The organism is Staphylococcus sp. FSL W8-1270 (assembly GCF_038007165.1).
Classification (GTDB): domain Bacteria; phylum Bacillota; class Bacilli; order Staphylococcales; family Staphylococcaceae; genus Staphylococcus; species Staphylococcus hominis.
On record NZ_JBBOWQ010000001.1, the window covers coordinates 1,211,792 to 1,238,343 of the forward strand.

Annotated in this window: 31 protein-coding genes and 1 riboswitch; of the genes, 28 read left to right on the forward strand and 3 right to left on the reverse strand. The window is 29.3% G+C overall.

Annotated features, from left to right (window positions below; genetic code table 11):
* Nucleotides 1-4 precede the first annotated feature (4 nt).
* From NSU06_RS06145 to gcvPB, 23 genes are all read left to right on the forward strand, one after another.
* The gene (locus NSU06_RS06145) at nucleotides 5-1,351 is read left to right on the forward strand and encodes a DEAD/DEAH box helicase (protein WP_017176225.1); all 1,347 of its coding nucleotides are present in this window, start codon (nucleotides 5-7) and stop codon (nucleotides 1,349-1,351) included.
* A 9-nt stretch (nucleotides 1,352-1,360) separates the two neighbouring features.
* Nucleotides 1,361-2,251, forward strand: a complete 891-nt coding sequence (locus NSU06_RS06150; RefSeq protein ID WP_017176226.1) for a deoxyribonuclease IV — start codon at nucleotides 1,361-1,363, stop codon at nucleotides 2,249-2,251.
* Between the two features lie 120 nt (nucleotides 2,252-2,371).
* On the forward strand, nucleotides 2,372-3,148 hold the full coding sequence (locus tag NSU06_RS06155) for a metal ABC transporter ATP-binding protein (RefSeq protein ID WP_017176227.1): 777 nt from the start codon (nucleotides 2,372-2,374) through the stop codon (nucleotides 3,146-3,148).
* Between the two features lie 56 nt (nucleotides 3,149-3,204).
* On the forward strand, nucleotides 3,205-4,050 hold the full coding sequence (locus NSU06_RS06160; RefSeq protein ID WP_017176228.1) for a metal ABC transporter permease: 846 nt from the start codon (nucleotides 3,205-3,207) through the stop codon (nucleotides 4,048-4,050).
* A gap of 3 nt (nucleotides 4,051-4,053) precedes the next feature.
* Nucleotides 4,054-4,476: a Fur family transcriptional regulator gene (locus tag NSU06_RS06165; RefSeq protein WP_002455286.1), complete on the forward strand. Its 423-nt coding sequence runs from the start codon at nucleotides 4,054-4,056 to the stop codon at nucleotides 4,474-4,476.
* Between the two features lie 229 nt (nucleotides 4,477-4,705).
* On the forward strand, nucleotides 4,706-5,308 hold the full coding sequence (locus NSU06_RS06170) for a superoxide dismutase (protein ID WP_017176229.1): 603 nt from the start codon (nucleotides 4,706-4,708) through the stop codon (nucleotides 5,306-5,308).
* Nucleotides 5,309-5,438: 130 nt separating this feature from the next.
* On the forward strand, nucleotides 5,439-7,484 hold the full coding sequence (locus NSU06_RS06175) for a peptidoglycan D,D-transpeptidase FtsI family protein (RefSeq protein ID WP_017176230.1): 2,046 nt from the start codon (nucleotides 5,439-5,441) through the stop codon (nucleotides 7,482-7,484).
* Nucleotides 7,485-7,606: 122 nt separating this feature from the next.
* Complete coding sequence (gene rpmG, locus NSU06_RS06180; RefSeq protein WP_002449881.1) at nucleotides 7,607-7,756, forward strand: 50S ribosomal protein L33; 150 nt, start codon at nucleotides 7,607-7,609, stop codon at nucleotides 7,754-7,756.
* Nucleotides 7,757-7,966: 210 nt separating this feature from the next.
* Complete coding sequence (locus NSU06_RS06185) at nucleotides 7,967-8,518, forward strand: 5-formyltetrahydrofolate cyclo-ligase (RefSeq protein WP_017176231.1); 552 nt, start codon at nucleotides 7,967-7,969, stop codon at nucleotides 8,516-8,518.
* Complete coding sequence (locus NSU06_RS06190) at nucleotides 8,518-9,975, forward strand: rhomboid family protein (protein WP_017176232.1); 1,458 nt, start codon at nucleotides 8,518-8,520, stop codon at nucleotides 9,973-9,975. Before NSU06_RS06185 ends, NSU06_RS06190 begins: the two co-directional genes overlap by 1 nt.
* Nucleotides 9,959-10,162 (forward strand): YqgQ family protein, encoded by a 204-nt coding sequence (locus tag NSU06_RS06195; RefSeq protein WP_017176233.1) that lies wholly within the window; start codon nucleotides 9,959-9,961, stop codon nucleotides 10,160-10,162. The genes NSU06_RS06190 and NSU06_RS06195 overlap by 17 nt, the downstream gene beginning before the upstream one ends.
* The gene (locus tag NSU06_RS06200) at nucleotides 10,159-11,145 is read left to right on the forward strand and encodes an ROK family glucokinase (RefSeq protein WP_002449785.1); all 987 of its coding nucleotides are present in this window, start codon (nucleotides 10,159-10,161) and stop codon (nucleotides 11,143-11,145) included. Before NSU06_RS06195 ends, NSU06_RS06200 begins: the two co-directional genes overlap by 4 nt.
* Nucleotides 11,145-11,468: an MTH1187 family thiamine-binding protein gene (locus NSU06_RS06205; protein ID WP_017176234.1), complete on the forward strand. Its 324-nt coding sequence runs from the start codon at nucleotides 11,145-11,147 to the stop codon at nucleotides 11,466-11,468. The genes NSU06_RS06200 and NSU06_RS06205 overlap by 1 nt, the downstream gene beginning before the upstream one ends.
* A gap of 1 nt (nucleotide 11,469) precedes the next feature.
* Nucleotides 11,470-12,096, forward strand: coding sequence for an MBL fold metallo-hydrolase (locus NSU06_RS06210; RefSeq protein ID WP_017176235.1), 627 nt, complete (start codon nucleotides 11,470-11,472; stop codon nucleotides 12,094-12,096).
* A 50-nt stretch (nucleotides 12,097-12,146) separates the two neighbouring features.
* Nucleotides 12,147-13,121 carry a competence type IV pilus ATPase ComGA gene (comGA, locus tag NSU06_RS06215; protein ID WP_017176236.1) on the forward strand — a complete coding sequence of 325 codons (975 nt, stop codon included), beginning with the start codon at nucleotides 12,147-12,149 and terminating at the stop codon, nucleotides 13,119-13,121.
* Nucleotides 13,099-14,157 (forward strand): competence type IV pilus assembly protein ComGB, encoded by a 1,059-nt coding sequence (comGB, locus tag NSU06_RS06220; RefSeq protein ID WP_048681721.1) that lies wholly within the window; start codon nucleotides 13,099-13,101, stop codon nucleotides 14,155-14,157. The genes comGA and comGB overlap by 23 nt, the downstream gene beginning before the upstream one ends.
* A gap of 19 nt (nucleotides 14,158-14,176) precedes the next feature.
* The gene (gene comGC / locus NSU06_RS06225) at nucleotides 14,177-14,488 is read left to right on the forward strand and encodes a competence type IV pilus major pilin ComGC (protein WP_017176238.1); all 312 of its coding nucleotides are present in this window, start codon (nucleotides 14,177-14,179) and stop codon (nucleotides 14,486-14,488) included.
* Nucleotides 14,478-14,912, forward strand: a complete 435-nt coding sequence (gene comGD, locus NSU06_RS06230) for a competence type IV pilus minor pilin ComGD (protein ID WP_017176239.1) — start codon at nucleotides 14,478-14,480, stop codon at nucleotides 14,910-14,912. The genes comGC and comGD overlap by 11 nt, the downstream gene beginning before the upstream one ends.
* A 191-nt stretch (nucleotides 14,913-15,103) precedes the next feature.
* On the forward strand, nucleotides 15,104-15,601 hold the full coding sequence (locus NSU06_RS06235) for a competence protein ComG (protein WP_017176240.1): 498 nt from the start codon (nucleotides 15,104-15,106) through the stop codon (nucleotides 15,599-15,601).
* 164 nt (nucleotides 15,602-15,765) lie between these two features.
* Complete coding sequence (locus NSU06_RS06240; protein ID WP_017176242.1) at nucleotides 15,766-16,275, forward strand: shikimate kinase; 510 nt, start codon at nucleotides 15,766-15,768, stop codon at nucleotides 16,273-16,275.
* Nucleotides 16,272-16,393, forward strand: a riboswitch (glycine riboswitch). Its footprint overlaps the gene before it by 4 nt.
* A 76-nt stretch (nucleotides 16,394-16,469) precedes the next feature.
* Nucleotides 16,470-17,561 (forward strand): glycine cleavage system aminomethyltransferase GcvT, encoded by a 1,092-nt coding sequence (gene gcvT, locus NSU06_RS06245; RefSeq protein ID WP_017176243.1) that lies wholly within the window; start codon nucleotides 16,470-16,472, stop codon nucleotides 17,559-17,561.
* A 16-nt stretch (nucleotides 17,562-17,577) separates the two neighbouring features.
* Nucleotides 17,578-18,930 carry an aminomethyl-transferring glycine dehydrogenase subunit GcvPA gene (gene gcvPA, locus NSU06_RS06250; protein ID WP_017176244.1) on the forward strand — a complete coding sequence of 451 codons (1,353 nt, stop codon included), beginning with the start codon at nucleotides 17,578-17,580 and terminating at the stop codon, nucleotides 18,928-18,930.
* Nucleotides 18,917-20,395 (forward strand): aminomethyl-transferring glycine dehydrogenase subunit GcvPB, encoded by a 1,479-nt coding sequence (gene gcvPB, locus NSU06_RS06255; protein WP_017176245.1) that lies wholly within the window; start codon nucleotides 18,917-18,919, stop codon nucleotides 20,393-20,395. The genes gcvPA and gcvPB overlap by 14 nt, the downstream gene beginning before the upstream one ends.
* 84 nt (nucleotides 20,396-20,479) lie before the next feature.
* Here gcvPB and NSU06_RS06260 read toward each other — a convergent pair whose 3' ends face one another.
* Nucleotides 20,480-20,866, reverse strand: coding sequence for a rhodanese-like domain-containing protein (locus NSU06_RS06260; protein WP_002449897.1), 387 nt, complete (start codon nucleotides 20,864-20,866; stop codon nucleotides 20,480-20,482).
* 150 nt (nucleotides 20,867-21,016) lie between these two features.
* Here NSU06_RS06260 and NSU06_RS06265 point away from each other — a divergent pair, with 150 nt between their 5' ends.
* Nucleotides 21,017-21,847: a lipoate--protein ligase family protein gene (locus NSU06_RS06265; RefSeq protein ID WP_017176246.1), complete on the forward strand. Its 831-nt coding sequence runs from the start codon at nucleotides 21,017-21,019 to the stop codon at nucleotides 21,845-21,847.
* A gap of 51 nt (nucleotides 21,848-21,898) precedes the next feature.
* Here NSU06_RS06265 and NSU06_RS06270 read toward each other — a convergent pair whose 3' ends face one another.
* Complete coding sequence (locus NSU06_RS06270) at nucleotides 21,899-22,114, reverse strand: SA1362 family protein (protein WP_017176247.1); 216 nt, start codon at nucleotides 22,112-22,114, stop codon at nucleotides 21,899-21,901.
* 16 nt (nucleotides 22,115-22,130) lie between these two features.
* The gene (locus NSU06_RS06275) at nucleotides 22,131-22,712 is read right to left on the reverse strand and encodes a hypothetical protein (protein ID WP_017176248.1); all 582 of its coding nucleotides are present in this window, start codon (nucleotides 22,710-22,712) and stop codon (nucleotides 22,131-22,133) included.
* 100 nt (nucleotides 22,713-22,812) lie between these two features.
* Between NSU06_RS06275 and NSU06_RS06280 the strand changes: the two genes are divergently transcribed.
* The 4 genes from NSU06_RS06280 (at nucleotide 22,813) to accC (ending at nucleotide 26,546) form a co-directional block, all read left to right on the forward strand.
* Complete coding sequence (locus NSU06_RS06280) at nucleotides 22,813-23,871, forward strand: M24 family metallopeptidase (RefSeq protein ID WP_049382014.1); 1,059 nt, start codon at nucleotides 22,813-22,815, stop codon at nucleotides 23,869-23,871.
* Between the two features lie 27 nt (nucleotides 23,872-23,898).
* A complete protein-coding gene (efp, locus tag NSU06_RS06285) occupies nucleotides 23,899-24,456 on the forward strand; it encodes an elongation factor P (RefSeq protein WP_002449752.1) in 558 nt (185 codons plus the stop codon).
* Between the two features lie 258 nt (nucleotides 24,457-24,714).
* Nucleotides 24,715-25,191, forward strand: coding sequence for an acetyl-CoA carboxylase biotin carboxyl carrier protein (accB, locus tag NSU06_RS06290; protein WP_019835214.1), 477 nt, complete (start codon nucleotides 24,715-24,717; stop codon nucleotides 25,189-25,191).
* Complete coding sequence (gene accC / locus NSU06_RS06295; protein WP_017176250.1) at nucleotides 25,191-26,546, forward strand: acetyl-CoA carboxylase biotin carboxylase subunit; 1,356 nt, start codon at nucleotides 25,191-25,193, stop codon at nucleotides 26,544-26,546. The genes accB and accC overlap by 1 nt, the downstream gene beginning before the upstream one ends.
* Nucleotides 26,547-26,552 lie beyond the last annotated feature (6 nt).

A 26,552-nucleotide genomic window follows, 5' to 3' on the forward strand; every position in this document is an offset into this window, starting at 1 on the left:
ATGAATGGCTAATCATCCATTTGAAATATTTAATTTAAATCCAAATCTTATTGATGCAGTTAAAGATTTAAATTTTAATAAACCTACTGAAATTCAAAATAGAATTATTCCACGTATAAAAAAAGGGACTAATTTAATTGGTCAATCACAAACCGGTACTGGCAAATCACACGCCTTTTTATTACCTTTAATAGATTTAATTAATACTGACATTAAAGAACCTCAAAGTATTGTTGTTGCACCAACTCGTGAATTAGCACAACAATTATATAAAGTGGCTAGTCATCTAGCTAGTTTTCAATCAGATATTAAAGTAAGTTTATTTATTGGTGGTACTGACATAGAGAAAGATAAACAACGAACAAATCAACAACCTCAATTAGTGATTGGTACACCAACACGAATCAATGATTTAGCTCAGAGTGGACATTTGCATATTCATAAGGCATCATATTTAATTATCGATGAAGCAGATTTACTCATTGATTTAGGGTTAATAGAAGATGTGGATTATATTGCTGCTCGTTTAGATGAAAATGCTAATATTGCAGTCTTTAGTGCAACAATTCCAAAATCATTAGAACCGTTTTTAAATAAGTATCTTAGTCACCCTGAATATGTTGTAGTTGATAACAAATCCCAAAATAAAAAAAATATTGAATTTTATTTGATTCCTACTAAAGGAACTGAAAAAGTTGATAAAACTTTACAATTAATTGATATACTAAATCCATATCTATGTATTATTTTTTGTAACAGTAGAGAAAATGCAAATGAACTTGCTCAATCTCTTAATGAGTCTGGCATTAAAGTAGGTATGATTCATGGCGGTTTAACACCTAGAGAACGTAAACAACAAATGAAACGTATTCGGAATTTAGATTTCCAATATGTTATTGCAAGTGATTTAGCTTCAAGAGGAATTGATATTGAAGGCGTTAGTCATGTAGTAAATTTTGATGTTCCTAATGATATTGATTTCTTTACTCATAGAGTGGGTAGAACAGGACGTGGAAATTATAAAGGCGTGGCTATAACGTTATATAGCCCAGATGAAGAACATAATATTTCTCTTATTGAAGATAAAGGCTATCACTTTGATAATGTTGATATTAAAAATGGAGAACTTAAGCCAATCAAAGCGCACAATACACGTCATAAACGTGAACGTAAAGATGATCATTTAACAAATCAAGTAAAACATAAAGTAAGAAGTAAATCTAAAAATAAAGTTAAACCAGGCTATAAAAAGAAATTTAAACAAGAAGTAGAAAGAATGAAACGACAAGAGAGAAAGCAATACAGTAAACAACGTAGTAGACAACAACGAAAAAACAATAAAAAAGGTTAGGTGAAACAAATGTTAATTGGCTCACATGTATCAATGAGTGGTAAAAAAATGTTAGAAGGATCGGCCGAAGAAGCACATCAATTTGGTGAATCAACATTTATGATTTATACAGGTGCACCTCAAAATACAAGAAGAAAAAATATAAACGATTTAAATATTGAAAAAGGTCATAAAGTTATGGAACAATATGGTTTATCCAATATTGTTGTACACGCTCCTTACATAATAAATATAGCAAATACAACGAAGCCTGAAGTTTACGAACTAGGTGTGAATTTCCTTCAAAATGAGATTGAACGCACGCAAGCTATAGGAGCGAAAGATATTGTCTTACATCCAGGTGCACATGTAGGTGCCGGTGCAGATAAAGGAATTAATCAGATTATTAAAGGATTAAATGAAGTATTAACACATGATCATGATGTACGAATTGCACTTGAAACAATGGCTGGGAAAGGAACAGAAATTGGACGTAGTTTTGAAGAACTTGCTCGCATTATTGATGGTGTGACACATAACGATCGATTATCTATTTGCTTTGATACCTGTCATACACATGATGCTGGTTATAATATCAAAAATGATTTTGATGGAGTTTTGAATGAGTTTGATAAAATCATTGGAATAGACCGTATTAAAGTTGTTCATGTAAATGATAGTAAAAATGAACAAGGTGCACATAAAGACCGACACGAAAATATTGGATTTGGATATATTGGTTTTGACGCCTTGAATAATGTGGTACATCATGAAGCTTTTAAAGACATTCCTAAAATCCTTGAAACTCCTTATGTAGGAGAAGATAAGAAAAATAAAAAGCCGCCTTATCGCTTTGAAATCGAAATGTTAAAATCTCAAATTTTTGACCCCAAATTAAAAGAAAAAATATTGAATCAATAATTAAAATAAGAGTAAGATAGCATAATCTACAAAGAGGCTATCTTACTCTTGTTTTAATTCGTAAACATTACTATTTACAAAAAACATATATAATTGTATAGTATTTAGCGAGGTGAAAAGATGAATCAACCTGTTTTTGAATTAAAAAATATTGATTATTATTTTGATAATAAACAAGTATTAGAAAACATTAATATTCGAATTAATAAAGGTGACTTTCTTGCAATTGTTGGTCCTAATGGAGCCGGTAAATCTACTCTTTTAAAGGTTATTCTTGGCTTGTTACCATTACAACACGGTGAAATATACATTGACGGGAAATATTATAAAAAAAATACTCAATCTGCATTAAAAATTAGTTATGTATCTCAAAAAGCCAATGCTTTTACTGCAGGATTTCCTGCTAGTGTGAAAGAAGTTGTTTTAAGTGGTTTAACTAAAACGAAAAGAATTTTTCAGTGGTTTAATAAAAGTGATGAACAACAAGTAGATAATGTTTTACATCGTTTAAACATTCATCATCTAAAGAATAAAAATATTGCAGAATTATCAGGTGGACAACAACAACGTGTACTAATTGCACGCGCTTTAATTTCAAATCCATCCGTCTTAGTATTAGACGAACCGACAAATGGGATTGATGCAAAACATGTGAATGAATTCTATGCCACCTTGCAACATTTAAAAGAAGAAGGTATAACGATTATTTTAGTTACTCATGATATAGGCGTTGTGGTAGACACAGCTACAAAAGTCGCTTGCTTAAATAAACATCTTCATTTCCACGGTTCTACTGAAGAATTTAAGTCTCTTGATGAAGTTGAAATTTCAAAAATATATGGTCATCCAATTAAATTTGTTGATCATCAACATAATCGTTCATGCTGTGAAGCATAATTTTAAATAGGAGTTAATTATGATAAGTATATGGATTGAATTAAGAGGTGAATATCATGATTGAAGCATTGTTAAATTTTGATTTTATGAGATATTCACTTTTAAGTGGGATATTGATTGGTTTTATTGCACCTTTAATTGGTGCATTTATAGTAGTAAGGCGATTATCATTAATTGCTGATGCTTTAAGTCACGTCACACTAGGCGGTATTTCGTTTGGAATGTTTATTATTACCTTATCACCAGCATTAGCATTTATAAACCCTATGTGGTTTGGTATAATCTTTGCAATAGTTGGAGCTTTACTTATAGAAAAATTAAGAACTTCATATTCAAACTATCAAGAAATTGCAATTCCAATTATAATGAGTGCAGGAATTGCATTAAGTGCAATTTTTATTTCTCTAGCTGATGGGTTCAATCAAGAAATTGTTGGGTTATTATTCGGTTCAATTAGTGCTGTAAATTTAAGTGACTTAATCACAATTACGATTATTTCAATCGTCGTATTATTATTCATTCTTTTATTATACAAAGAATTATTTATTTTATCTTTTGATGAGGAATATAGTAAGGTTATTAATATTCCAAAATGGATTCAGTTTTTATTTATAACGATTGTTGCTATGGTCATTTCTGCATCAATGAGAGTAGTAGGAATTTTACTCGTGAGTGCATTAATTACATTACCTGTGGCTATAGCAATGCGATTAACTAAAGGATTTAAACAGTTGATTATCTTAAGTATTGTTATAGGTGAATGTTCTGTTATTCTAGGGCTTACCTTAGCATTTTATATTAATATATCTCCTGGTGGTGTCATCGTGGTATTATTAGTTCTAATTTTAGGAATAACGATGTTACTACAGAAAACTAAACGAACTGCCAAAAAGGAGCATTAAATTATGAATACAAATGACGCTATTAAAATTTTAAAAGACAATGGGTTAAAATATACTAAGAAAAGAGAAGATATGATTAATATCTTTGTTAATGAAGATAAATATATTAATGCTAAATATATACAACAACAATTAGACAATGATTATCCAGGTATATCTTTTGATACTATTTATCGTAATCTTCATCTTTTTAAAGATTTAAATATTGTTGAAAGTACAGAATTAGATGGAGAAATGAAATTTAGAATCGCTTGTACTAATCATCATCATCATCATTTTATATGTGAAAATTGTGGGGATACAAAAGTAATAGATTTTTGTCCAATTGAGCAAGTTAAGCAATTCCTACCTAATGTAGATATTCATACTCATAAATTAGAGGTATATGGTATATGTGAAACTTGCCATAATAAAGGTATAAATTAAAATGAGAAATGTTCTGAGACGTAAGTAAGCGTCTCAGTTTTTTATAGGTCAAAAGTCTGAATTTCTACTAATATTGAAATATATGTTTAAAAACTACTAAAATGAGATATAAGAAGAGTATAATAAGAAATATGACAACTATGTGAATAATATTTAAAGCAAATGATTTGTTGCACATCACATAGCTTGTTATTATTTATGTAAAGATAATTTAGGAGGATGATTATTTATGGCTTTTGAATTACCAAATTTACCATATGCAGCAGATGCATTAGAACCACATATCGACAAAGAAACAATGGAAATTCATCATGACAAACATCATAACACTTATGTTACAAAATTAAATTCTGCAGTTGAAGGTACTGATTTAGAATCTAAATCAATTGAAGAAATTGTTGCAAATTTAGATAGTGTACCTGAAAATATTCAAACAGCAGTACGTAATAATGGTGGAGGTCATTTAAATCACTCATTATTCTGGGAATTATTAACTCCTAATTCTGAAGAAAAAGGTACTGTAATTGATAAAATTAAAGAACAATGGGGTTCTTTAGATGAGTTTAAAAAAGAATTCGCTGATAAAGCTGCAGCACGTTTTGGTTCAGGTTGGGCTTGGTTAGTAGTAAATAATGGAAAATTAGAAATTGTTACTACTCCAAATCAAGATAACCCTATTACTGAAGGAAAAACTCCAATTTTAGGTTTAGATGTTTGGGAACATGCTTATTACCTTAAATATCAAAATAAACGTCCTGATTATATCAGTGCTTTCTGGAATGTTGTAAATTGGGAAAAAGTAGACGAGTTATACAATGCTGCTACAAAATAATAAATAAAAAAAGTATTTATTAGTGGTCTCTTTTTGGGAGATCACTTTTTTTTATGAAAAATATAGAAAAATTATACAATTTCATATATCATTTATACGTATACATGATTAATAATTGAGGTCGGTTGTCTTGCTTAAAAGATTAAAAGAAAAATCAAATGATGAAAAAATAAAACATACGATGAATAAACGAATTAGTTTTATATTTGGTGCAATTGTTTTGATTTTCGTATTAATTGTCCTAAGACTAGGATATTTACAAATTGCACAAGGTGCACATTATAGTCAATTAGTGAAAAATGATGAGAATATTACTGTCAATGAATCCGTACCACGAGGAAGAATACTAGATAGAAATGGCAAAATTTTAGTTGATAATGCTTCGAAATTAGCAATTACCTACACTCGTTCTAGAAAAACCAGTCAACAAGATATGTTAAACACCGCTAAAAAATTAGCTAAACTCATTACAATGAATACTGATAAGATTACAAAGCGAGATAAACAAGACTTTTGGATCCAAAATCATCCAAAAGAAGTTAATAAATTAATGAAAAAAGAAACAACTATGCTTAACAATGGTAGCATAAGTCAAGAACAGTACGATAAACAATTACATAGTAAAATTACAGAAACTCAATTAAATAGTTTATCTAAGCATGATTTACAAGTATTAGCTATATACAGAGAAATGTCAGCTGGATCTACACTTGATCCGCAAATGATAAAAAATGAAGATGTTAGTGAAAAGGAATATGCTGCTGTTTCTCAACAATTGGATAATTTACCTGGTGTCAATACTTCAATGGATTGGGATCGAAAATATCCATATGGTGAAACTTTAAGAAGTATATTTGGTAGTGTCTCTACACCTTCTGAGGGTATTCCTAAAGAATTAACTGAACAGTATTTAGCAAAAGGATATTCTAGAAATGACAGGGTTGGGAAAGCTTATCTAGAATATCAATATGAAGACATTCTACGTGGTAAAAAGAAACAGTTGAAATACACTACTGATAAATCTGGTAAAGTTATTAGTTCTAAAGTGATTAACCCTGGGTCACGCGGAAATGATTTACAACTAACCATTGATATTGATTTACAGAAAAAAGTTGAGTCTCTATTAGAAAATGAAATAAAAACACTACGTAGTCAAGGAGCAACAAATATGGACAATGCTCTTGTAGTTGTTCAAAATCCTAAAAATGGTGATATTCTTGCAATGGCTGGAAGACAAATTGATAAAAAGGGTGAACTGCTAGATTATGATTTAGGTAATTTTACTGGCCAATTTGCAGTCGGTTCTTCTGTTAAAGGAGCAACCTTATTAACTGGTTATCAAAATCATACTATCAAAGTCGGTGAAGAAATGATTGATGAACCTTTACACTTTAGTGGCGGACTAACTAAACGTTCTTACTTTAACCAAAATGGCAAAGTCCTAATTAACGACAAAGAAGCATTAATGCATTCTTCAAACGTATATATGTTTAAAACTGCTTTAAGACTAGCTGGTGATCCTTACTCAAGTGGTATGAATTTACCTAATAATATTGAAGAAGCTGGTCAAAAACTGAGAAAAGGTCTAAATCAAGTAGGATTAGGTGTTAAAACAGGTATCGATTTACCAAATGAAACAATTGGTCAAATTGAACCATTAACTAATAATCCAGGCAATTATTTAGATTTATCAATAGGTCAATATGATACTTATACACCTATTCAACTTTCACAATATATATCTACAATTGCAAATAATGGTTACAGAGTACAACCACACATTGGTTTAGCTATACATGACGCAACAAATAGTGATCAGGTAGGACCTGTAAAAGATAAAATTAAAGGTAATATACTAAATAAAGTCAATAATTCTCAAGATGAGATAGATGAAGTAAAACAAGGATTCAAGATGGCTTTCAATGAAAAAGATGGTACAGGCTATGCAAGCTTCCATAAAACTGTTGTTCCATCAGCTGGTAAAACTGGTACTGCTGAAGTTTATCAAAATGGACAACCTAGAGTTAACTCAACATATATAGGTTATGCGCCTGTTAAAGATCCTAAATTAGCTTTTTCTATCGTATATACTAATCAACCTGTTCCACCACCATGGTTAAATGGGGGAGATTTAGGAAGAGATATCATTAATTACTACTTTAAAAATGAAAAATAATTTGAATAACCGTTGATAAGATGCTTTTCTATTTAACACTAGTAAAAATTAATACTTTTCAATTAATCGTCTAAGTGGTATGATAATAAAGTCGTATTTAGAAAAGGTAAGGAGGTATAATCATGCGCGTAAACGTAACATTAGCTTGTACTGAATGTGGTGACAGAAACTACATTACTACTAAAAATAAAAGAAACAATCCTGAACGTATTGAAATGAAAAAATATTGTTCACGTGATAACAAACAAACTCTACATCGTGAAACTAAATAATATTAAAAGTAAAAAGGTTGGAACAAAATTGTTCCAACCTTTTTTACTTTAGTAGCTCATTCAACTATTAATAATCCTAAATATATAATCAACAACTATATTTATTTTATATAAATTAATATAATTTTTTAACTTAAAATAATTTGAATTATCACAAATGACATCACTATATAATAACGTTATAATATATATTAAAGGATGGGAGAAAGAATGGGTAAAAAACAAATTAGAAAAAATATCTTATCACAAATGAAAGACTTTGATAAAAAAAGTAAGCATAAAGCTGATATTTGGTTAATGAAACAATTAATTGAAAACGAAAAATTCAAAAATGCACATCGTATCGGTATATTTTTGTCTATGCCACACGAGATTAATACATACAATATTATTAATTTCGCTTTAGATAATGGAAAACAAATTTTTGTGCCCAATACAGATTACAGAAGTCGTAATATGAACTTTAAACAACTATTAGATTTGTCATCAATAGCTACCGATGATAAAGGCATTAATTATGTTAATGAAGATACATCTATTAGTAATGACATGGATTTACTTATTGTACCTGGAGTAGCTTTTCAAACAAATGGTTTTCGTATAGGGTATGGAGGAGGTTACTATGATAAATTTCTAAATCAACACGATATTAACTCAATTAGTCTTATATATGACTTCCAAATATCAGATTTCGATGTGGAAAAACATGATCAACCTGTAGATAATTTAATTATATGTAACACTAAATTTGGGAGGAATTAATGAATATTGATAAACTATATTGGAAATCAATTTATTATTGGATCAAATATTTTAACTATAAATTAGAACACACAGATAAAAATACAAATGAAATTTGGTTATTCAATAAGAAAAAAGAAGAACTTATTGTATTTAGAAAAGAAGTGAGTTCAACTCAAGAGATACGCTTCGACAAATCTAAAATAAATGATCATAAAGAGAATTTACAAAAAAAGTTAGGATTTAAAATTAAAAAAGTTGAGTTCTTCTACTTTTTAGAAACATCGATGAATATTGATAATTTCGATGAAACGCATCCTACTAAGTTGATTTATCATAGTATCACTAATGAAAAAGACTTAGAAAATACAATGCCTAATTTTATTTTAAAAAAACGCGTTAATAAAAAAGATAAAAAATCATCGTTAGATTATAAAAAGCGTGTACTTAATACGAACCTTGTTGATAAGTATATGATGATATTTTCACCAATGACTTATACACTTATAGCTATAAATGTCCTAGTATGGTTATATATGAAGATTTATCTAAATCATTTTTCAGATATTAAGCTACTAGATGTTGGGGGATTAGTACACTTCAATGTAGTGCACGGAGAGTGGTACCGTCTTATTACCTCGATGTTTTTACATTTTAATTTTGAACATATTTTAATGAATATGCTATCTTTATTCATTTTTGGTAAAATTGTAGAGACGATCGTTGGTCCATATAAAATGTTAGGTATCTATTTAATTTCTGGATTATTTGGAAACTTTGCTTCGTTATCCTTTAATATAAGTACAATATCTGTTGGTGCAAGTGGAGCCATTTTTGGTCTTATAGGGGCTATTTTAACGATGATGTACTTAAGTAAGACTTTTAATAAGAAAATGATAATACAATTGTTAGTTGTTGTATTAATATTGATTTTTGTCTCGCTATTTATGTCGAATATTAATTTAATGGCTCATTTAGGTGGTTTCATAGGTGGTATCCTTATTACATTAATAGGCTATTATTTTCATGAAAATCGTAATTTATTTTGGTTATTTTTAATTTTATTATTAGTACTTTTTGTTTTATTACAAATTAGAATATTTTCAATTAAAGAAGAAAATATTTACGATAAACTTATTAAAGACGAAATGATATCCTATAATTATGATGATGCTTTATCAATTGTTGAACATACAATCAATAAAGGATACGATGATGATGAAACATATTACTTAAAAGGTTTAATAACTGCTACTAAAAGTTCTAAAGCAGAGGCAATGGCTGATTGGGAAAGAGGCCTAAGAAGTCATCCTAACTCTGCATTATTAAACTATGAATTATCCATAGCTAATAGAGCATTAAATGATAACGATAAATCTTTAAAATATATAAAAAAAGCTTTGAAAATTGATGCCAATAACCAAAGCTATAAAAATTTAGAAAAAGAATTGAAAGATAGTAATGAATCGAAAAATTAACAATTTTTATGATGTCTTGCAACTTTTGAAACGTTATGGTTTTATTATATATTTTAAAGATAAAGAAGATATGTATGAAATGATGCAACAAGAAATACGTTCTCTTTACAATTATGATCTTTTAACAAATGAAGAATATCTAAAATGTATTTTAATAATTAATCAAAGAAGGAATGAGCATAAATGAAAAATATTATTTTAGCAGCTGATATAGGTGGAACAACATGTAAACTTGGTATCTTTGATACAAAATTAGAACGATTACATAAATGGTCTATTGAAACCGATACTTCAGACCATACAGGTCGAACTTTATTAAGGCAAGTCTTTGATTCTTTTAAAGAAGCAACTGAATCTTATCATTTTGATCTTCAAAATGTTATCGGAGTTGGTATAGGAGTTCCTGGTCCTGTTGATTTTGAAACGGGAATCGTACATGGGGCTGTTAATTTACATTGGCCTGGAAATGTAAATGTGAGAGAGATTTTTAGTGAATTTATAGATTGTCCTGTATATGTGGATAATGATGCAAATGTAGCTGCACTGGGTGAAAAGCATAAAGGTGCTGGTCAAGGTGCAAATGATGTAGTTGCTATTACACTTGGTACTGGTCTTGGTGGAGGCATCATTTCAAATGGTGAAATTGTACATGGTCATAATGGTTCAGGTGCAGAAATAGGTCATATTAGAACTGATTTTGATCAACGTTTTAATTGTAATTGTGGCAAATCAGGATGTATTGAAACTGTTGCTTCAGCTACTGGAGTGGTTAATTTAGTCAATTTTTATTATCCTAAACTAACTTTTAAATCATCTATTTTATCACTTATAAAAGAGAATAAAGTAACTGCTAAAGCTGTATTTGATGCAGCAAAAGCAGGAGATCAATTCTGTATATTTATAACAGAGAAGGTCGCAAATCATATCGCTTATTTATGTAGTATAATTAGTGCTACAAGCAATCCTAAATATATTGTTTTAGGTGGAGGAATGTCTACAGCTGGATTAATATTAATTGAAAATATTAAAACAGAATATCATAATTTAACATTTACTCCTGCTCAAAAAGATACTGAAATTGTCCAAGCAAAACTTGGAAATGATGCTGGTATCACTGGTGCTGCTGGACTAATAAAAACATATATAATTGAAAAGGATGGTGTTAAATAATGGCTATTATTGATGTAGTTGTTATACCAGTCGGAACGGAAGGTCCTAGTGTTAGTAAATATATTGCAGAAATCCAAACGAAACTAGAAGCATTTAAAAAGCAAGGTAAAATTGACTATCAATTAACCCCTATGAATACGCTTATCGAAGGTGATCTTAAAGATTTATTTGAAGTAGTTCAAGCAATTCACGAATTACCATTTGATAAAGGATTAGATAGAGTATGTACAAATATCCGTATTGATGATAGAAGAGATAAGTCTCGTAAAATGAATGATAAATTAAAATCTGTTCAAAAACATTTAGATAAACAAGGTGAATAATATGAGAATTTCTAATTTATCTTTAGGATTAGTTGATACAAACGCGTATTTTGTAGAAAGCGATAACAGTGTATTATTAGTTGATCCTGCTGGAGAATCTGATAAAATATTTAAGAAATTAAATCAAATCAATAAACCTTTAAAAGCAATACTACTTACACACGCTCATTTTGATCATATTGGTGCTTTAGACGATGTATTATCCAAATATGATGTACCTGTTTATATGCATAAAGAAGAATTTTCTTTCTTAACTGATCCTGAAAAAAATGGTTCTTCAAAATTTAAACAATATGGTATGCCACTCACTACTAGTAAAGCTCAACCAATTGCTTTAGATGAAGGTAATTTTACAATCGATGAATTTAAATTCAATGTTCTTCATACACCAGGTCATTCGCCAGGAAGTTTAACTTACGTTTTTGACGATTTTGCAGTAGTAGGAGATACATTATTTAATAACGGTATTGGAAGAACAGACTTATATAGAGGAGACTATGAAACATTAGTAGACTCAATTAAGGATAAATTATTTGAATTAGACGGAGATTTGCCTTTATTCCCAGGTCATGGTCAATACACTACGGTAGATGACGAACAACTCAATCCATATTTAGATGGACAATAAAAAAGTAATTTAAACACCTCTTACGTTTATATATGTAGGAGGTGTTTTTTTTGAAATTATTATTTCAAGAAATAATTAATAAAGCAATTTCAAAAAATGCAAGTGACGTACACTTTATTCCTTCAGAGGATAAAGTACATATTAAATTCAGAGTGAATGATATATTAGAGACATATGAAATGTTTAGTAATGACATTTATGAAAAATTATTAATTTATATGAAATTTAAAGCAAATTTAGATGTATCAACACATCAAATAGCTCAAAGTGGTAGATATACTTATCATGCTAAATCAATATTTTATTTAAGAATTTCTACTTTACCTTTGTCATTAGGAGTAGAAAGTTGTGTTATTAGACTTATCCCTCAATATTTCACTTCTAAAAGAGAGTATAAGGACTTTAATGACTTTAAATCTCTAATGAATAAAAAGCAAGGTCTCATTTTACTTACTGGTCCAACAGGTTCAGGTAAAAGTACTTTGATGTATCAATTAGTACTCTATGCTTTTCAAGAATTAAATTTAAATGTTATTACAATTGAAAATCCTGTTGAACAATTATTAAAAGGCATAACACAAGTGTCAGTAAATCATAAAGCCGGTATAGATTATGTTAGTTCATTTAAAGCAATATTAAGATGTGATCCAGATGTTATTTTAATTGGTGAAATTAGAGATGCTGAAGTGGCAAAATGTGTTATTCAAGCAAGTTTAAGTGGTCATTTAGTGTTAACTACTATGCATTCAAGCAATTGTAAGGGCGCAATACTCAGATTGTTAGAGATGGGGATTAGTGTTCAAGAAATTTCACAAGCAATAAATGTTATTTCAAATCAAAGATTAGTTACAACTACTTCAAATCAAAGAAAGCTTGTTTGTGAGTCTATTACAAATAATCAAATTCAATATTTTTTTGAACATAACCATACGCTTCCTAAGACATTTAATAATTTAAAAGAAAAATTGTTATCGCTATCGAAAGAAGGTCTTATATGTGAAGATGTGGTTGAAAAATATATTTAACAAACATTCTAAAGTTCTTAATGAAAACCAACAAATTATACTTCTAAATAATTTGAATAACTTACTTAAAAGTGGATTTACATTATTAGAAAGTTTTAATTTTATAAATTTGTATTTTAATTATAAAAATAAAGATATAGCAAATAAGATAGTTAAAATAATAAAAACAGGAGGAGAATGCGATCAAATATTAGAATTAATAGGCTATCCTAAATCTATTATCACTCAAATTCAATTTGCGCAGAAATATGGGAATATAAATGAAGCACTAGAGGAAGCAATGAATTATTTAAAAACAAATCTTCAAGCTAAACAACGAATATTAAAAGCTATTCAATATCCCATCATTTTAATTGCAATATTTATAACTATGTTAAGTATATTAAATTATACAGTTTTACCTCAATTTGAACATCTGTATTCAATGATGGATGTTAAACTCAATTTATCACAAACTATTATTACATATTTAATTAGTCATTTACCGCAAATTTTTCTTTTTGTTTTTTTTACTTTACTAACTTTATCCATCATTATATTTATCTTTCTTAATAAATTAGATATATCCAAAAAACTTACATTCATTTCTTACATACCAATTGTACGTTTTTATTATTCGACTATAAAAACATATCAACTTGCTAATGATTTAGCTTTATTTTATAAAAATGGTATTAGTATTCAACAAGTCGTAGATATGTACATTCATCTACAAAACAACTCATTTTTGAATTATATTGGTATCGTTATTCAAAATGAACTAAATAGAGGCATTAATTTACCCAATATTTTGATTAAAATACCATGTTATCAATATGATTTAATACAGTTTATTAAGCAAGGTGAGAAAAATAATAAATTAGATATTGAGTTGAAAATGTATTGTCAAATATTAATTCAAAGGCTCCAACAAACAGCTTTAAAACAGTCAAAAATTATCCAACCTATCGTATTTATATTCTTAGGAGCCTTTATAGTCAGCTTGTATCTAGTGATCATGTTACCCATGTTCCAACTTATGCAAAATATTAAGTAAAGTAAAATGGAGGTTTTTTATGAAAAAATTCAAAAATAAATTAAAAGCTTTTACTTTAATTGAGATGTTACTTGTACTATTAATAATTAGTGTTTTACTCATTCTTATTATTCCGAATATAGCTAAACAAATGTCACATATTCAATCAACAGGATGTGAAGCACAAGTGAAAATGGTCAATAGTCAAATTGAAGCTTATACTTTAAAACATAATAGAGTTCCTAATTCTATTGAGGACTTAGTAACTGAAGGGTTTATAAAACAAGGGCAATCATCTTGTAAGTCTGGAGAAACTATCAGTATTAAAAATGGAGAAGCAGTTGCAGAGTAAGAATATTAAAGCATTCACTTTTATAGAGAGCTTGTTAATCATTTTGATTTTAACAATCTTACTTAATGCAACTTTAAGGGTAAATGTATTTAACAATATTTCTTTGTCAGACGATTTAAAAGCAACACAATTTGTTAATCAATTAGAATATTTTAAATCTAAAGCGATGCATGATCATCAATCTATTACATTGTTAATTTCAAAACATTCCTCAATTATAAAAGTAATAGAAGCACATGGTGGGCGGTACAACTACAATATTGAAGATGGAAAAATAGTTGAAGTTAGAAATTTAGAGAAAATTACTTTTAATAAAGAAGGAAGAATAAATCAGTTTGGCTCTTTAATATTGAAAATCAATCAACATCAATATAAGTTGATTATTAATATTGAAAAAGGAAGAATTAGATATTTTAAAATTTAAAGCAGTGTTACTCATCGATAGTTTATTTAGCTTGTATATATTCACTACTATAGTTTTTACTTTAATTCCACTACTAATCAGTTTAAATCATACATTAAAAAGAGAATACCAAATTATTGAAATCAAGCAAACTATAATGAGTAGTATCAACCATTATGATAAAAAAACCCTTTCAAAAGGTATAAATTTAGGTGATTATCATATTAAACTTTATTCCAACAAAATATGTGGACTTCACAAAGAAACTGAAATCGAATCATGCGTTAAATATTAAATTAAAATCATTCACTTTAATAGAAATGTTAGTTTCATTATTTTTAACAACAATGATGTTAACATTTTTTCCTCAATTAATTAAATTGACTCATTCCTATTTATACGAGTCATATAATAGTTATCAAACAGAATATGCTTTTTTTCAGACAAATATAACTCAAATTATTTCGAAAAAGCATCATGCCCTTATAATTAAGGATAAACATACAATTATCATTGATAATGAATCGTCTAAAGATTATATAGAATTTAAAAACAACAAACTATTTTACAAAATTAATGGGAATGGCAATATCGTTTTACTAAATAACGTCATCAATGCAGAATTTCAAATTTTACCTTCTAACATCATAAAATTAAAACTAAAAATAGGTGATAAAAACGATTACTATGAAAAAAACTTATTTTTATAAAATGAAAGGATATATAAGTAGCTATACATTATTTATTCTTAGTATATATTTGATAATTATATCTACTTATTCTGCTCAATATAGTATAAAATTAAAAACAATACATAATATTCAAATATATTATGATAGTATAATAAGTGATAAACTTAAGAGAGGTGATTAGGATGACTCATTCTTATTTACCACTTATATTAACAGGCTTTATGGGTACTGGTAAAAGTACTATTGGCAAATATTTGGCTTCAAAATTACACTATTCATATATTGATTTAGATACATATATAGAAATGAAAGAATTTAAAACAATACCAGATATTTTTAATGAAATTGGTGAAAAAGGATTTCGTAAGTTAGAGTATAAATATTTAAATGATTGTATTGGTAAATATGATATTATATCAACCGGGGGAGGAATTATAGAAAACGATAATTCTATCTCACTTTTAAAAAATAAAACAGTTATTTGGTTAGATTGTGATATAGATATTATCTATAATAGAATTGCTAATGATCCACATAGACCAAATGCGAAAAACAAAAGTGAAAAACAATTAAAAGACTTGTATTTATCGAGAGTTTCAAGATATAATGAAATCGCATCCAAAAAAGTAGATAGTAGTAAAACAATTGAATGTGTATATAAAACAATTTTAAATCATATACCATGCGAATGATCAGTATTAGAGAGAATAACTTGAACTGATTCTATAGTTGTTTTGAAATTATGTCATGTTATCGCCGAAGGTGCAAGTAAACTACGAAACTCTCAGGCAAAAGGATAATACTGTTACGCAGTCCTGGATTTGTTATTTAGACAGGGTAGCTTCTGCTACTCTGCTTTTTTTATAAAAAAATAGGGGGTTTTTAAATGACAAACGAATTAAAAAAGACACCATTATATGAAACTTATGTAAATAGTGGTGCTAAAATAGTTGAATTCGGTGGGTGGGCTATGCCTGTTCAATTTACTAGTATTAAAGAAGAACATAACGCAGTTAGATACAAAGTAGGTATGTTCGATGTAAGTCATATGGGAGAAATTTTAATAGAAGGTGAAAATGCTAGTAAATTTGTTCAATATTTACTTTCGAATGATACTACTAATTTATCTGAAACTAAAGCTCAATATACAGCTTTATGTAATGATGAGGGTGGTATTATTGATGATTTAGTAACATATAAAATTGCTGATAACAAATACTTATTAATTGTTAATGCAGCCAATACTGATAAGGATTTCGAATGGATTCAAAAACATCAATCTAAATTTAATGCTACTGTAACAAATGTGTCTGAACAGTATGGTCAATTAGCGGTTCAAGGCCCTCAAGCAAGAACTTTAGTAAGTGAACTTGTTGATATTGATGTAAGTGAAATGAAGCCTTTTGAATTCAAACAAAATGTAACTATTTTTGGAAAAAATGTTATCTTATCTCAATCTGGATATACAGGTGAAGATGGTTTTGAAATTTATTGTAATTCAAATGATACAGTTGACATTTGGAATGGTTTTATTGATAAAGGCGTTGTACCTTGTGGTTTAGGTGCAAGAGATACACTTAGATTAGAAGCTGGTTTACCTCTTCATGGACAAGATCTCACTGAATCAATTACGCCTTATGAAGGTGGAATTGCTTTTGCTGCTAAACCTTTAATTGAAGATGAATTTATTGGTAAATCTGTTTTAAAAGATCAAAAAGAGAATGGGTCAAAACGACGTACTGTAGGTTTAGAACTTATAGATAAAGGCATTGCAAGAACGGGTTATACAGTAATGAATCTTGACGGAAAAGAAATAGGTGAAATTACTTCAGGAACTCAATCACCTTCTTCAGGAAAATCAATTGCTATGGCTATTATTGATCGTGATGAATTTGAGTTAGGTAAAGAATTACTAGTTCAAGTTCGTAAAAGACAATTAAAAGCTAAAATTGTTAAGAAAAATCAAATCGAAAAATAACTAAGGGGTGTGCAATGTGAGTCATCGTTATATACCATTAACTGATAAAGATAAAAAAGAAATGTTAGAAACAATTGGAGCAAATTCAATTACCGAGCTCTTTGGAGATATTCCAAAAGATATTTTACTTAATAGAGATTTGAATATAGATAGTGCAGAAGCTGAAACTTCACTTTTAAGAAGATTGAATACTATTGCAAATAAAAATATTACTAAAGAAACACATGTGAGTTTTTTAGGTGCAGGAGTATATGATCATTACACACCTGCAGTAGTAGACGCTATGATTTCTCGTTCTGAATTTTATACTGCTTATACACCTTATCAACCTGAAATTTCTCAAGGTGAACTACAAGCAATTTTTGAATTCCAAACATTAATTTGTGAACTTACTCAAATGGATGTCGCAAATTCGTCTATGTATGATGGCATAACTAGCTTTGCCGAAGCTTGTATATTAGCTTTTAATCATACTAAAAAGAACAAAATTGTAGTATCTAAAGGTCTCCATTATCAGGCTCTACAAGTATTAAAAACGTATATTAAAGTAAGAAAAGAATTTGAAATTGTTGAAGTTGATTTAAATGGAACGATTACTGACCTAGAAAAATTAGAACAAGCAATTGATGATGATACTGCAGCAGTTGCTGTACAATATCCTAACTTCTATGGATCAATTGAAGATTTAGAAAAAATTCATTCTTATATTGAAAATAAAAAAGCGTTATTCATTGTTTATTCTAACCCATTAGCATTAGGCGTTTTAACACCTCCAGGCCAATTTGGAGCAGATATTGTTGTTGGTGATACACAACCATTTGGTATTCCTACTCAATTTGGCGGTCCTCATTGTGGTTACTTTGCTACTACTAAAAAGTTAATGCGTAAAGTTCCTGGCAGATTAGTAGGACAAACGCAAGATGATGAAGGTAATAGAGGGTTTGTTCTTACTTTACAAGCTCGTGAACAACATATTCGTCGTGATAAAGCCACATCAAATATTTGTTCAAATCAAGCATTGAATGCTTTAGCATCCTCAATTGCTATGTCAGCTCTTGGTAAACAAGGTATTTATGATATTGCGGTTCAAAACTTAGAACATGCTAATTATGCTAAAAATCAATTTAAAAACAACGGTTTTGAAGTCCTAGATGGTACATCTTTTAATGAATTTGTTGTTAAGTTTAATCAACCTATCAAAGATGTAAATAAAAAATTAGCAGAACATGGTTTCATCGGAGGCTTTGACTTAGGTGAAGCTTCATCAGACTTTGACAATTATATGTTAATTGCTGTTACTGAATTAAGAACGAAAGAAGAGATTGATACATTTGTTGAGAAAGCTGGTGAGCTAAATGGTAGTAAGTAAATCTAGTCCATTAATTTTTGAAAGATCTAGAGAAGGTAGATATGCATATTCTTTACCACAAAGTGATATTAAAACAGACTCTGTTGAGAGTATTTTAGATGATAAATTTATTCGTAAAAATAAAGCAGAGTTTCCTGAGGTGGCAGAATTAGATTTAGTACGTCATTACACGGAACTTTCGAATAAAAACTTTGGGGTAGATTCTGGATTTTATCCCTTAGGTTCTTGTACTATGAAATATAATCCAAAAATCAACGAAAAAGTTGCTCGTATTTCTGGATTTGCAGAATCTCATCCACTACAAGAGGAAGAACAAATTCAAGGTTCATTAGAAATTATTTATAGTTTACAAGAAGAACTAAAAGAAATTACAGGTATGGATGAAGTAACTCTACAACCAGCAGCAGGTGCTCATGGTGAGTGGACAGCTTTAATGATTTTTAAAGCATATCATATAAAAAATGGTGAGGGCCATCGTAATGAAGTTATTGTTCCAGACTCTGCACATGGTACAAACCCTGCATCAGCTTCATTTGCCGGATTTAAATCAGTAACTGTTAAATCTAATGAACGCGGTGAAGTTGATATCGAAGACTTAAAGCGTGTCGTTAATGAAAATACCGCTGCTATTATGTTAACTAACCCAAATACTTTAGGTATCTTTGAGAAAAATATTATGGACATTCGTGAAATTGTTCATGAAGCAGGCGGGTTACTCTATTACGATGGAGCAAACTTAAATGCTATTATGGATAAAGTTCGTCCTGGAGATATGGGATTTGATGCTGTGCACCTAAACTTGCATAAAACATTCACAGGTCCTCATGGCGGTGGTGGCCCTGGTTCAGGTCCAGTCGGCGTAAAAAAAGAATTAGCAAGTTATTTACCAAAACCAATGGTGATTAAAGACGGTGATACATTTAAATATGATAATGATATTGAAAATTCAATCGGTCGAGTAAAACCATTTTATGGTAACTTTGGTATTTATTTAAGAGCTTATACGTATATTAGAACGATGGGTGCACAAGGATTAAAAGAAGTGTCTGAAGCAGCTGTCTTAAATGCGAACTACATTAAAGCTCGATTAAAAGATCGTTATGAAATCCCTTATGAACAATATTGTAAACATGAATTTGTCTTAAGTGGATCTAAACAAAAAGAATATGGTGTCCGTACTCTAGATATGGCAAAACGTTTACTAGACTTTGGCGTACATCCACCAACAATTTACTTCCCGCTAAATGTGGAAGAAGGTATGATGATTGAACCAACCGAAACTGAATCTAAAGAAACTTTAGACTACTTCATTGATGCAATGCTTCAAATTGCAGATGAAGTTGAAAGTGATCCTGATAAAGTATTAGAAGCACCTCATACAACTATCATTGATAGATTGGATGAAACAACTGCAGCTCGTAAACCAATTCTTAAATTTGAAGATTTACATCAAGAAAAACTTTAATATTGTAAATAATTTAATGAATGATTTAATTATCAGAAATAATAAAACTCTCAAGAAATTTCTTGAGAGTTTTATTTCTGATAATTATTTTTTAGTTTTAATTTTACCAGTCCATTTTTTATAGCCGCCTTTAAGCATGTATAAATCTTTATATCCATTTTTTTTCAAAATGCGAGCAGCACGATAACTGGCAATACCATTTGCATCACAAAGATATACAGGTTGATCTTTACGTAAACCTTGAAATCTTTGTCTAAACATAGATATTGGAATATTGCGAGCACCATTAATATGACCATAATCATAATCAACTTTTTCACGTACATCAATGACTTGAGCTTTTCTTAAACCTTTATGAAATTCGTTTTGATCTAGTTCAGTTACAGCTCGTCGATTAAGAAAGAAATTTCCAACCATGTAAAGGATTATTAAAACTATAATTATTAATGCTATAATCAAAGATACATTCATATTGCATCCTCCCTAATTAACCGTTATTATTAATTATAAAGGTGTTAGCTCAATTTATCAAAAATTTTTTATTGTTTCATATTTCTAATACATTCTAAAGTAACATTAACGTTGAATTTATATAAATTAAGTTGTGATTGGAGTTTTTATATGACTGAAACATGGAATTTTATCAATACTGGGAGCCATGATCCTTATTATAATATGGCAATGGATGAAGCCTTATTAAATTTTGTTTCAAGAGGGGAAATTGATCCTGTAGTTAGATTTTATACTTGGAATCCTGCTACCTTATCTGTAGGTTATTTTCAAAGATTAAAAAAAGAAATTGATATCGATAAAGTGAAAGAAAAAGGATTTGGTTTAGTTCGCCGTCAAACTGGTGGTAGAGGCGTTCTACATGACAAAGAATTAACATATAGTGTTATCGTACCTGAATCTCATCCAAATATGCCTTCTACAATTACTGAAGCCTACCGTGTCATTTCAGAAGGACTTTTAGAAGGCTTTAAATTATTAGGATTTGATGCTTATTTTGCTATTCCACGTTCTAAAGAAGAGAGAGAAAAATTAAAACAACCAAGAAGTGCCGTTTGCTTTGATGCCCCAAGTTGGTATGAATTGGTCGTTGAAGGACGTAAAATTGCAGGTAGTGCACAAACACGTCAAAAGGGTGTTATTCTTCAACATGGGTCACTACTTCAAGATGTAGATGTAGACGAATTATTTGATATGTTTATTTTTAAGAATGATCGCTTGAAAGAAAAAATGAAAAAAGCTTTTGTAGATAAAGCTGTAGCAATAAATGATATATCAGATAGACACATCTCTATTGAAGAAATGGAAAAAGCATTTGAAGAAGGATTTAAAAAAGGTTTAAATATCGAATTTAAACCACTATCTCTAACTGAAAATCAATTAGCCGAAGTAAAAGTTCTTGAAGAAAAATATCGTTCAGAAGAGTGGTTATATAAAAAATAGATATAAAACAAGGAGGCTTAAGAGTACTAATACTCTTGAACCTCCTTGTTTTTATTTTCTTTGTCTTTTTTTATATTTTCGGACTGCTCTTCGATATTTTCTCTGATCTTCTGTAAGGAAGAAGAAATAATAGATAAAGTAAATAATAAGAGCAATCATTATAAGTGTGAAAATTGTTTTCATGAACGACATTACAAAAATATTTAGATTTAGCAGTAAACCTATAGCTGCTATAATTAAAACGAAATAAAATATAATATTTTTCAACTAAAAAACTCCTATTTTATGAACTACTAGAAACATTAATTTGTGATAACTTCATCTTACCTTGATTTATTTTCTTTTTATTGTTAGATTCATAGCCATTTTTAATATCTTTAAAAGCAGATTGAAGATTTTTGTTTATTTGTTTAATAGTTTTATCTTCGTTAGTATTATCATTTGATATATTACTTTTATCTGTATCACTTTTATATTTGCTGTAGGCATCATCTATATCATTTGATAATGAATTTAGCTTTTCAAGATTTTGATTTTTATCATCTTTTTTAGTTTTATTTAAATCAAGTTGATTAAATTTATCGATAATCTTAGCAATATCTTGATAATAATTTGAAGAAGCTTGTAAAAAATTAGCTTCATTATTATTATCAACAGTTTTAGATACATTCTTTTTATCTTTATTTAATGCTTCTAACTGAGATTTTTGATTATTTATATCTTGATTTAGTTGTTGAATTTTTAATTTTAAATTATGATTCTCATCTCTTAAATTGGTTGTTTTATCTTCTAAAGGTCCTAAATTTTGAGAGCCACAGCCAACCAAAAACAAAGAAGCTCCTAAAATCGTTAATAATCTTTTCATGTAAATCTCCCTAAATCAAAATATCTTTAATATTTTAAGTATGTTATTATTTTAATGTATATAATAAAAATGTACAAACGTTATACAAGGAGTGGGTTAAATGGATAAATTAGCTAAAGTTCGTCATATATTAAAAAGTGAAAATCTTGATGCTCTTGTTATATTATCTGACTATAATAGACGTTATATTTCTGATTTCACTGGAACAAGTGGCGCTTTAATCATTTCTAATAATGAAAATAAGTTGATTACAGATTTCCGTTATATTGAACAAGCCACAAATCAAGCCACTCACTTTGAAATTGTAAATCGACGTAGTGGGATTATTGATGAGATAAAAGAAATTATAAAAAACAAGCAGTATAAAACAGTAGGTTTTGAAGGTCATTTAGTTAGCTATGATACGTTTCAAGAATTAAGCCAAATTGATACGAAGTACGTAAGTATAGGCAATGCCATTGAAAAAATTAGAGAAATTAAATCACCTGAAGAAATCGCTAAAATAAAATATGCGGCTAAGATCGTGGATGATACTTATAACTACATTTTAAATATTGCAAAAGTTGGAATGACTGAAAGAGAGTTAAAAGCATTGCTTGAAAGTAAAATGTTAGAACTAGGCGCTGATGGTCCATCATTTGATACAATCGTTGCTTCTGGTTATAGAGGGGCTTTGCCTCATGGAGTTGCTAGTGATAAAGTAATCGAAAAAGGTGACATGATTACTCTTGACTTTGGTGCATATTATAGAGGATACTGTTCAGATATTACTAGAACATTTGCGATTGGTGAACCTGATAAAAAATTGAAAGAAATCTATAATATCGTGCTTCAATCTCAAATAAAGGCAATTGAAGAAATCAAGCCAGGTATGACAACTAAGGAAGTTGATGCATTATCTAGAGATTATATTAAAGCACATGGTTATGGTAATGAATTTGGTCATTCTTTAGGTCATGGTATTGGTTTGGATATTCATGAAGGTCCAGTATTATCTAAAAATACTAATGATACAGTTCAAGTTAATAATTGTGTTACTATTGAACCAGGTATTTATGTAGATGGTCTTGGTGGAGTGCGTATAGAAGATGACATTTTAATTACTGAAAATGGGTGTGAAGTCTTTACTAAATGCACAAAAGACCTTATTATTTTATAGTAAGCGTATAATTGAGGAGGAAACTGAATGATTTCGGTTAATGATTTTAAAACAGGTTTAACTATTTCAGTAGATAATGGAATTTGGAAAGTAATTGATTTCCAACACGTAAAACCAGGTAAAGGTTCTGCTTTTGTTCGTTCTAAATTACGTAATTTAAGAACAGGCGCTATTCAAGAAAAAACTTTCCGAGCTGGTGAAAAAGTAGAACAAGCGATGATTGAAAATCGTCGTATGCAATATTTATATGCTGATGGAGATACTCATGTCTTCATGGATAATGAAACATTTGATCAAACAGAATTATCTGGCGATTACTTAAAAGATGAATTAAAATATTTAAAAGCGAATATGGAAGTTCAAATTCAGTCATATGAAGGTGAAACGATTGGTATTGAATTACCAAAAACTGTTGAACTTGAAGTTACTGAAACAGAGCCAGGTATTAAAGGTGATACTGCAACTGGTGCTACAAAATCTGCTACAGTTGAAACCGGTTATACTTTAAATGTACCATTATTCGTTAACGAAGGCGATGTGTTAGTTATTAATACAAGCGATGGTAGTTACATTTCAAGAGCATAATTAATAATTTTAAAAATTTAAATTAAAACAGGTTAATGCATATTTAATTATGGATTAACCTGTTTTTATATAAATAATGAAAAAGAATAATCAATATTTTAGTATCTAAGTTTTAATATAAATTTACTATATTATAATTACTTATATACTTTTTTAATCATAAGTTAGATCTCAGTTAAATGAACACGCTTGAATTGATTTTCACACTCAAGTAAAATAGATGGGTAGATGAAAACTAAGTCGAGGAGTCATTAAATTATGAACTTTAAAGAAATTAAAGAATTAATTCAAATTCTTGATGAATCAAGTTTAACTGAAATTAATATAGAAGATAATAAAGGTAGCGTAGTTAATTTAAAAAAACAAAAAGAAACTGAAATTATTACGCCTCAATATTCACAACAACCAACAGTGATGGCATCTCAACCATCTGTACAAACACCAATGGCAAATGAAATGTCTCAAACTAGTGAAGTAAACCAAGAAAATGAAATGTCAAACTACGAAACAATTAATGCCCCGATGGTAGGGACTTTTTATAAATCTCCATCACCTGAAGAGGAAGCTTATGTACAAGTTGGGGATAAAGTCACTAATGATTCAACTGTATGTATCTTAGAAGCCATGAAATTATTTAATGAAATTCAAGCAGAAGTCACAGGAGAAATCGTTGAAATTTTAGTGGAAGACGGACAAATGGTAGAGTATGGCCAGCCGTTATTTAAGGTGAAATAATGAAAAAAGTATTAATCGCAAATCGTGGTGAGATTGCAGTTAGAATTATTAGAGCTTGTCATGATTTAGGTATTCAAACTGTTGCTATATATTCTGAGGGAGATAAAGATGCATTACATACTCAAATCGCTGATGAAGCATATTGTGTCGGTCCAACTCAGTCTAAAGATTCATATTTAAATATTCCAAACATCCTATCTATAGCGACTTCAACAGGATGTGATGCAATTCATCCAGGTTATGGCTTTTTAGCCGAAAATGGTGATTTCGCTGAACTTTGTGAAGCTTGCCAATTAAAATTTATTGGACCAAGTTATCAATCCATTCAAAAAATGGGTATTAAAGATGTAGCTAAAGCTGAAATGATAGCAGCTAACGTGCCTGTAGTACCAGGAAGTGATGGATTAATTGATTCGATTGAAGATGCTAAAAAAGTGGCTAAACAGATAGGATATCCAGTTATTATTAAAGCTACTGCTGGTGGCGGAGGTAAAGGAATTCGCGTTGCACGAAATGAGAACGATTTAGAAAATGGTTACCGTATGACACAACAAGAAGCGCAAACAGCTTTCGGTAATGGTGGATTATACTTAGAAAAATTCATTGAAAATTTCCGTCATATTGAAATTCAAGTGATTGGTGATCAATTCGGTAATGTAATTCATTTAGGCGAACGTGACTGCACAATTCAAAGACGTATGCAAAAATTAGTAGAAGAGTCACCTTCGCCAATACTTACAGATGAAAAACGTAAAGAGATGGGTAAAGCCGCTATTCGCGCAGCTAAAGCAGTGAATTATGAAAATGCTGGTACTATAGAATTCATATATGATTTAAATGAAAATAAATTCTATTTTATGGAAATGAATACACGAATTCAAGTAGAACATCCAGTTACTGAAATGGTAACCGGTGTAGACTTAGTGAAATTGCAATTAAAAGTTGCTATGGGAGAACCGCTACCTTATAAGCAAGATGATATTACAATAAATGGCCATGCCATTGAATATAGAATTAATGCTGAAAATCCTTATAAAAATTTTATGCCTTCACCAGGTAAAATTACACAATACCTTGCGCCAGGAGGATACGGAGTAAGAATCGAATCAGCATGTTATACAAACTATACGATTCCACCTTATTATGACTCAATGGTAGCAAAATTGATTGTGCATGAACCTACCAGAGATGAAGCAATAATGACTGGGATTCGAGCACTAAGTGAATATTTAATTCTAGGAATAGATACAACAATTCCATTCCATCTTAAATTAATGAATAATGATATTTTTAAATCTGGAGATTATAATACAAACTTTTTAGAAAAGTATAATATTATGGCTGAGAGTGAATAGGAGGAT

Bases quoted from the DNA above. Each gene is read 5' to 3' on its own strand.
- NSU06_RS06145 (WP_017176225.1), top strand. From the start codon at position 5: ATGGCTAATCATCCATTTGAAATATTTAATTTAAATCCAAATCTTATT.
- NSU06_RS06150 (WP_017176226.1), top strand. From the start codon at position 1,361: ATGTTAATTGGCTCACATGTATCAATGAGTGGTAAAAAAATGTTAGAA.
- NSU06_RS06155 (WP_017176227.1), top strand. From the start codon at position 2,372: ATGAATCAACCTGTTTTTGAATTAAAAAATATTGATTATTATTTTGAT.
- NSU06_RS06160 (WP_017176228.1), top strand. From the start codon at position 3,205: ATGATTGAAGCATTGTTAAATTTTGATTTTATGAGATATTCACTTTTA.
- NSU06_RS06165 (WP_002455286.1), top strand. From the start codon at position 4,054: ATGAATACAAATGACGCTATTAAAATTTTAAAAGACAATGGGTTAAAA.
- NSU06_RS06170 (WP_017176229.1), top strand. From the start codon at position 4,706: ATGGCTTTTGAATTACCAAATTTACCATATGCAGCAGATGCATTAGAA.
- rpmG (WP_002449881.1), top strand. From the start codon at position 7,607: ATGCGCGTAAACGTAACATTAGCTTGTACTGAATGTGGTGACAGAAAC.
- NSU06_RS06185 (WP_017176231.1), top strand. From the start codon at position 7,967: ATGGGTAAAAAACAAATTAGAAAAAATATCTTATCACAAATGAAAGAC.
- NSU06_RS06190 (WP_017176232.1), top strand. From the start codon at position 8,518: ATGAATATTGATAAACTATATTGGAAATCAATTTATTATTGGATCAAA.
- NSU06_RS06195 (WP_017176233.1), top strand. From the start codon at position 9,959: ATGAATCGAAAAATTAACAATTTTTATGATGTCTTGCAACTTTTGAAA.
- NSU06_RS06200 (WP_002449785.1), top strand. From the start codon at position 10,159: ATGAAAAATATTATTTTAGCAGCTGATATAGGTGGAACAACATGTAAA.
- NSU06_RS06205 (WP_017176234.1), top strand. From the start codon at position 11,145: ATGGCTATTATTGATGTAGTTGTTATACCAGTCGGAACGGAAGGTCCT.
- NSU06_RS06210 (WP_017176235.1), top strand. From the start codon at position 11,470: ATGAGAATTTCTAATTTATCTTTAGGATTAGTTGATACAAACGCGTAT.
- comGB (WP_048681721.1), top strand. From the start codon at position 13,099: ATGTGGTTGAAAAATATATTTAACAAACATTCTAAAGTTCTTAATGAA.
- comGC (WP_017176238.1), top strand. From the start codon at position 14,177: ATGAAAAAATTCAAAAATAAATTAAAAGCTTTTACTTTAATTGAGATG.
- NSU06_RS06240 (WP_017176242.1), top strand. From the start codon at position 15,766: ATGACTCATTCTTATTTACCACTTATATTAACAGGCTTTATGGGTACT.
- gcvT (WP_017176243.1), top strand. From the start codon at position 16,470: ATGACAAACGAATTAAAAAAGACACCATTATATGAAACTTATGTAAAT.
- gcvPB (WP_017176245.1), top strand. From the start codon at position 18,917: ATGGTAGTAAGTAAATCTAGTCCATTAATTTTTGAAAGATCTAGAGAA.
- NSU06_RS06260 (WP_002449897.1), bottom strand. From the start codon at position 20,866: ATGAATGTATCTTTGATTATAGCATTAATAATTATAGTTTTAATAATC.
- NSU06_RS06265 (WP_017176246.1), top strand. From the start codon at position 21,017: ATGACTGAAACATGGAATTTTATCAATACTGGGAGCCATGATCCTTAT.
- NSU06_RS06275 (WP_017176248.1), bottom strand. From the start codon at position 22,712: ATGAAAAGATTATTAACGATTTTAGGAGCTTCTTTGTTTTTGGTTGGC.
- NSU06_RS06280 (WP_049382014.1), top strand. From the start codon at position 22,813: ATGGATAAATTAGCTAAAGTTCGTCATATATTAAAAAGTGAAAATCTT.
- efp (WP_002449752.1), top strand. From the start codon at position 23,899: ATGATTTCGGTTAATGATTTTAAAACAGGTTTAACTATTTCAGTAGAT.
- accB (WP_019835214.1), top strand. From the start codon at position 24,715: ATGAACTTTAAAGAAATTAAAGAATTAATTCAAATTCTTGATGAATCA.
- accC (WP_017176250.1), top strand. From the start codon at position 25,191: ATGAAAAAAGTATTAATCGCAAATCGTGGTGAGATTGCAGTTAGAATT.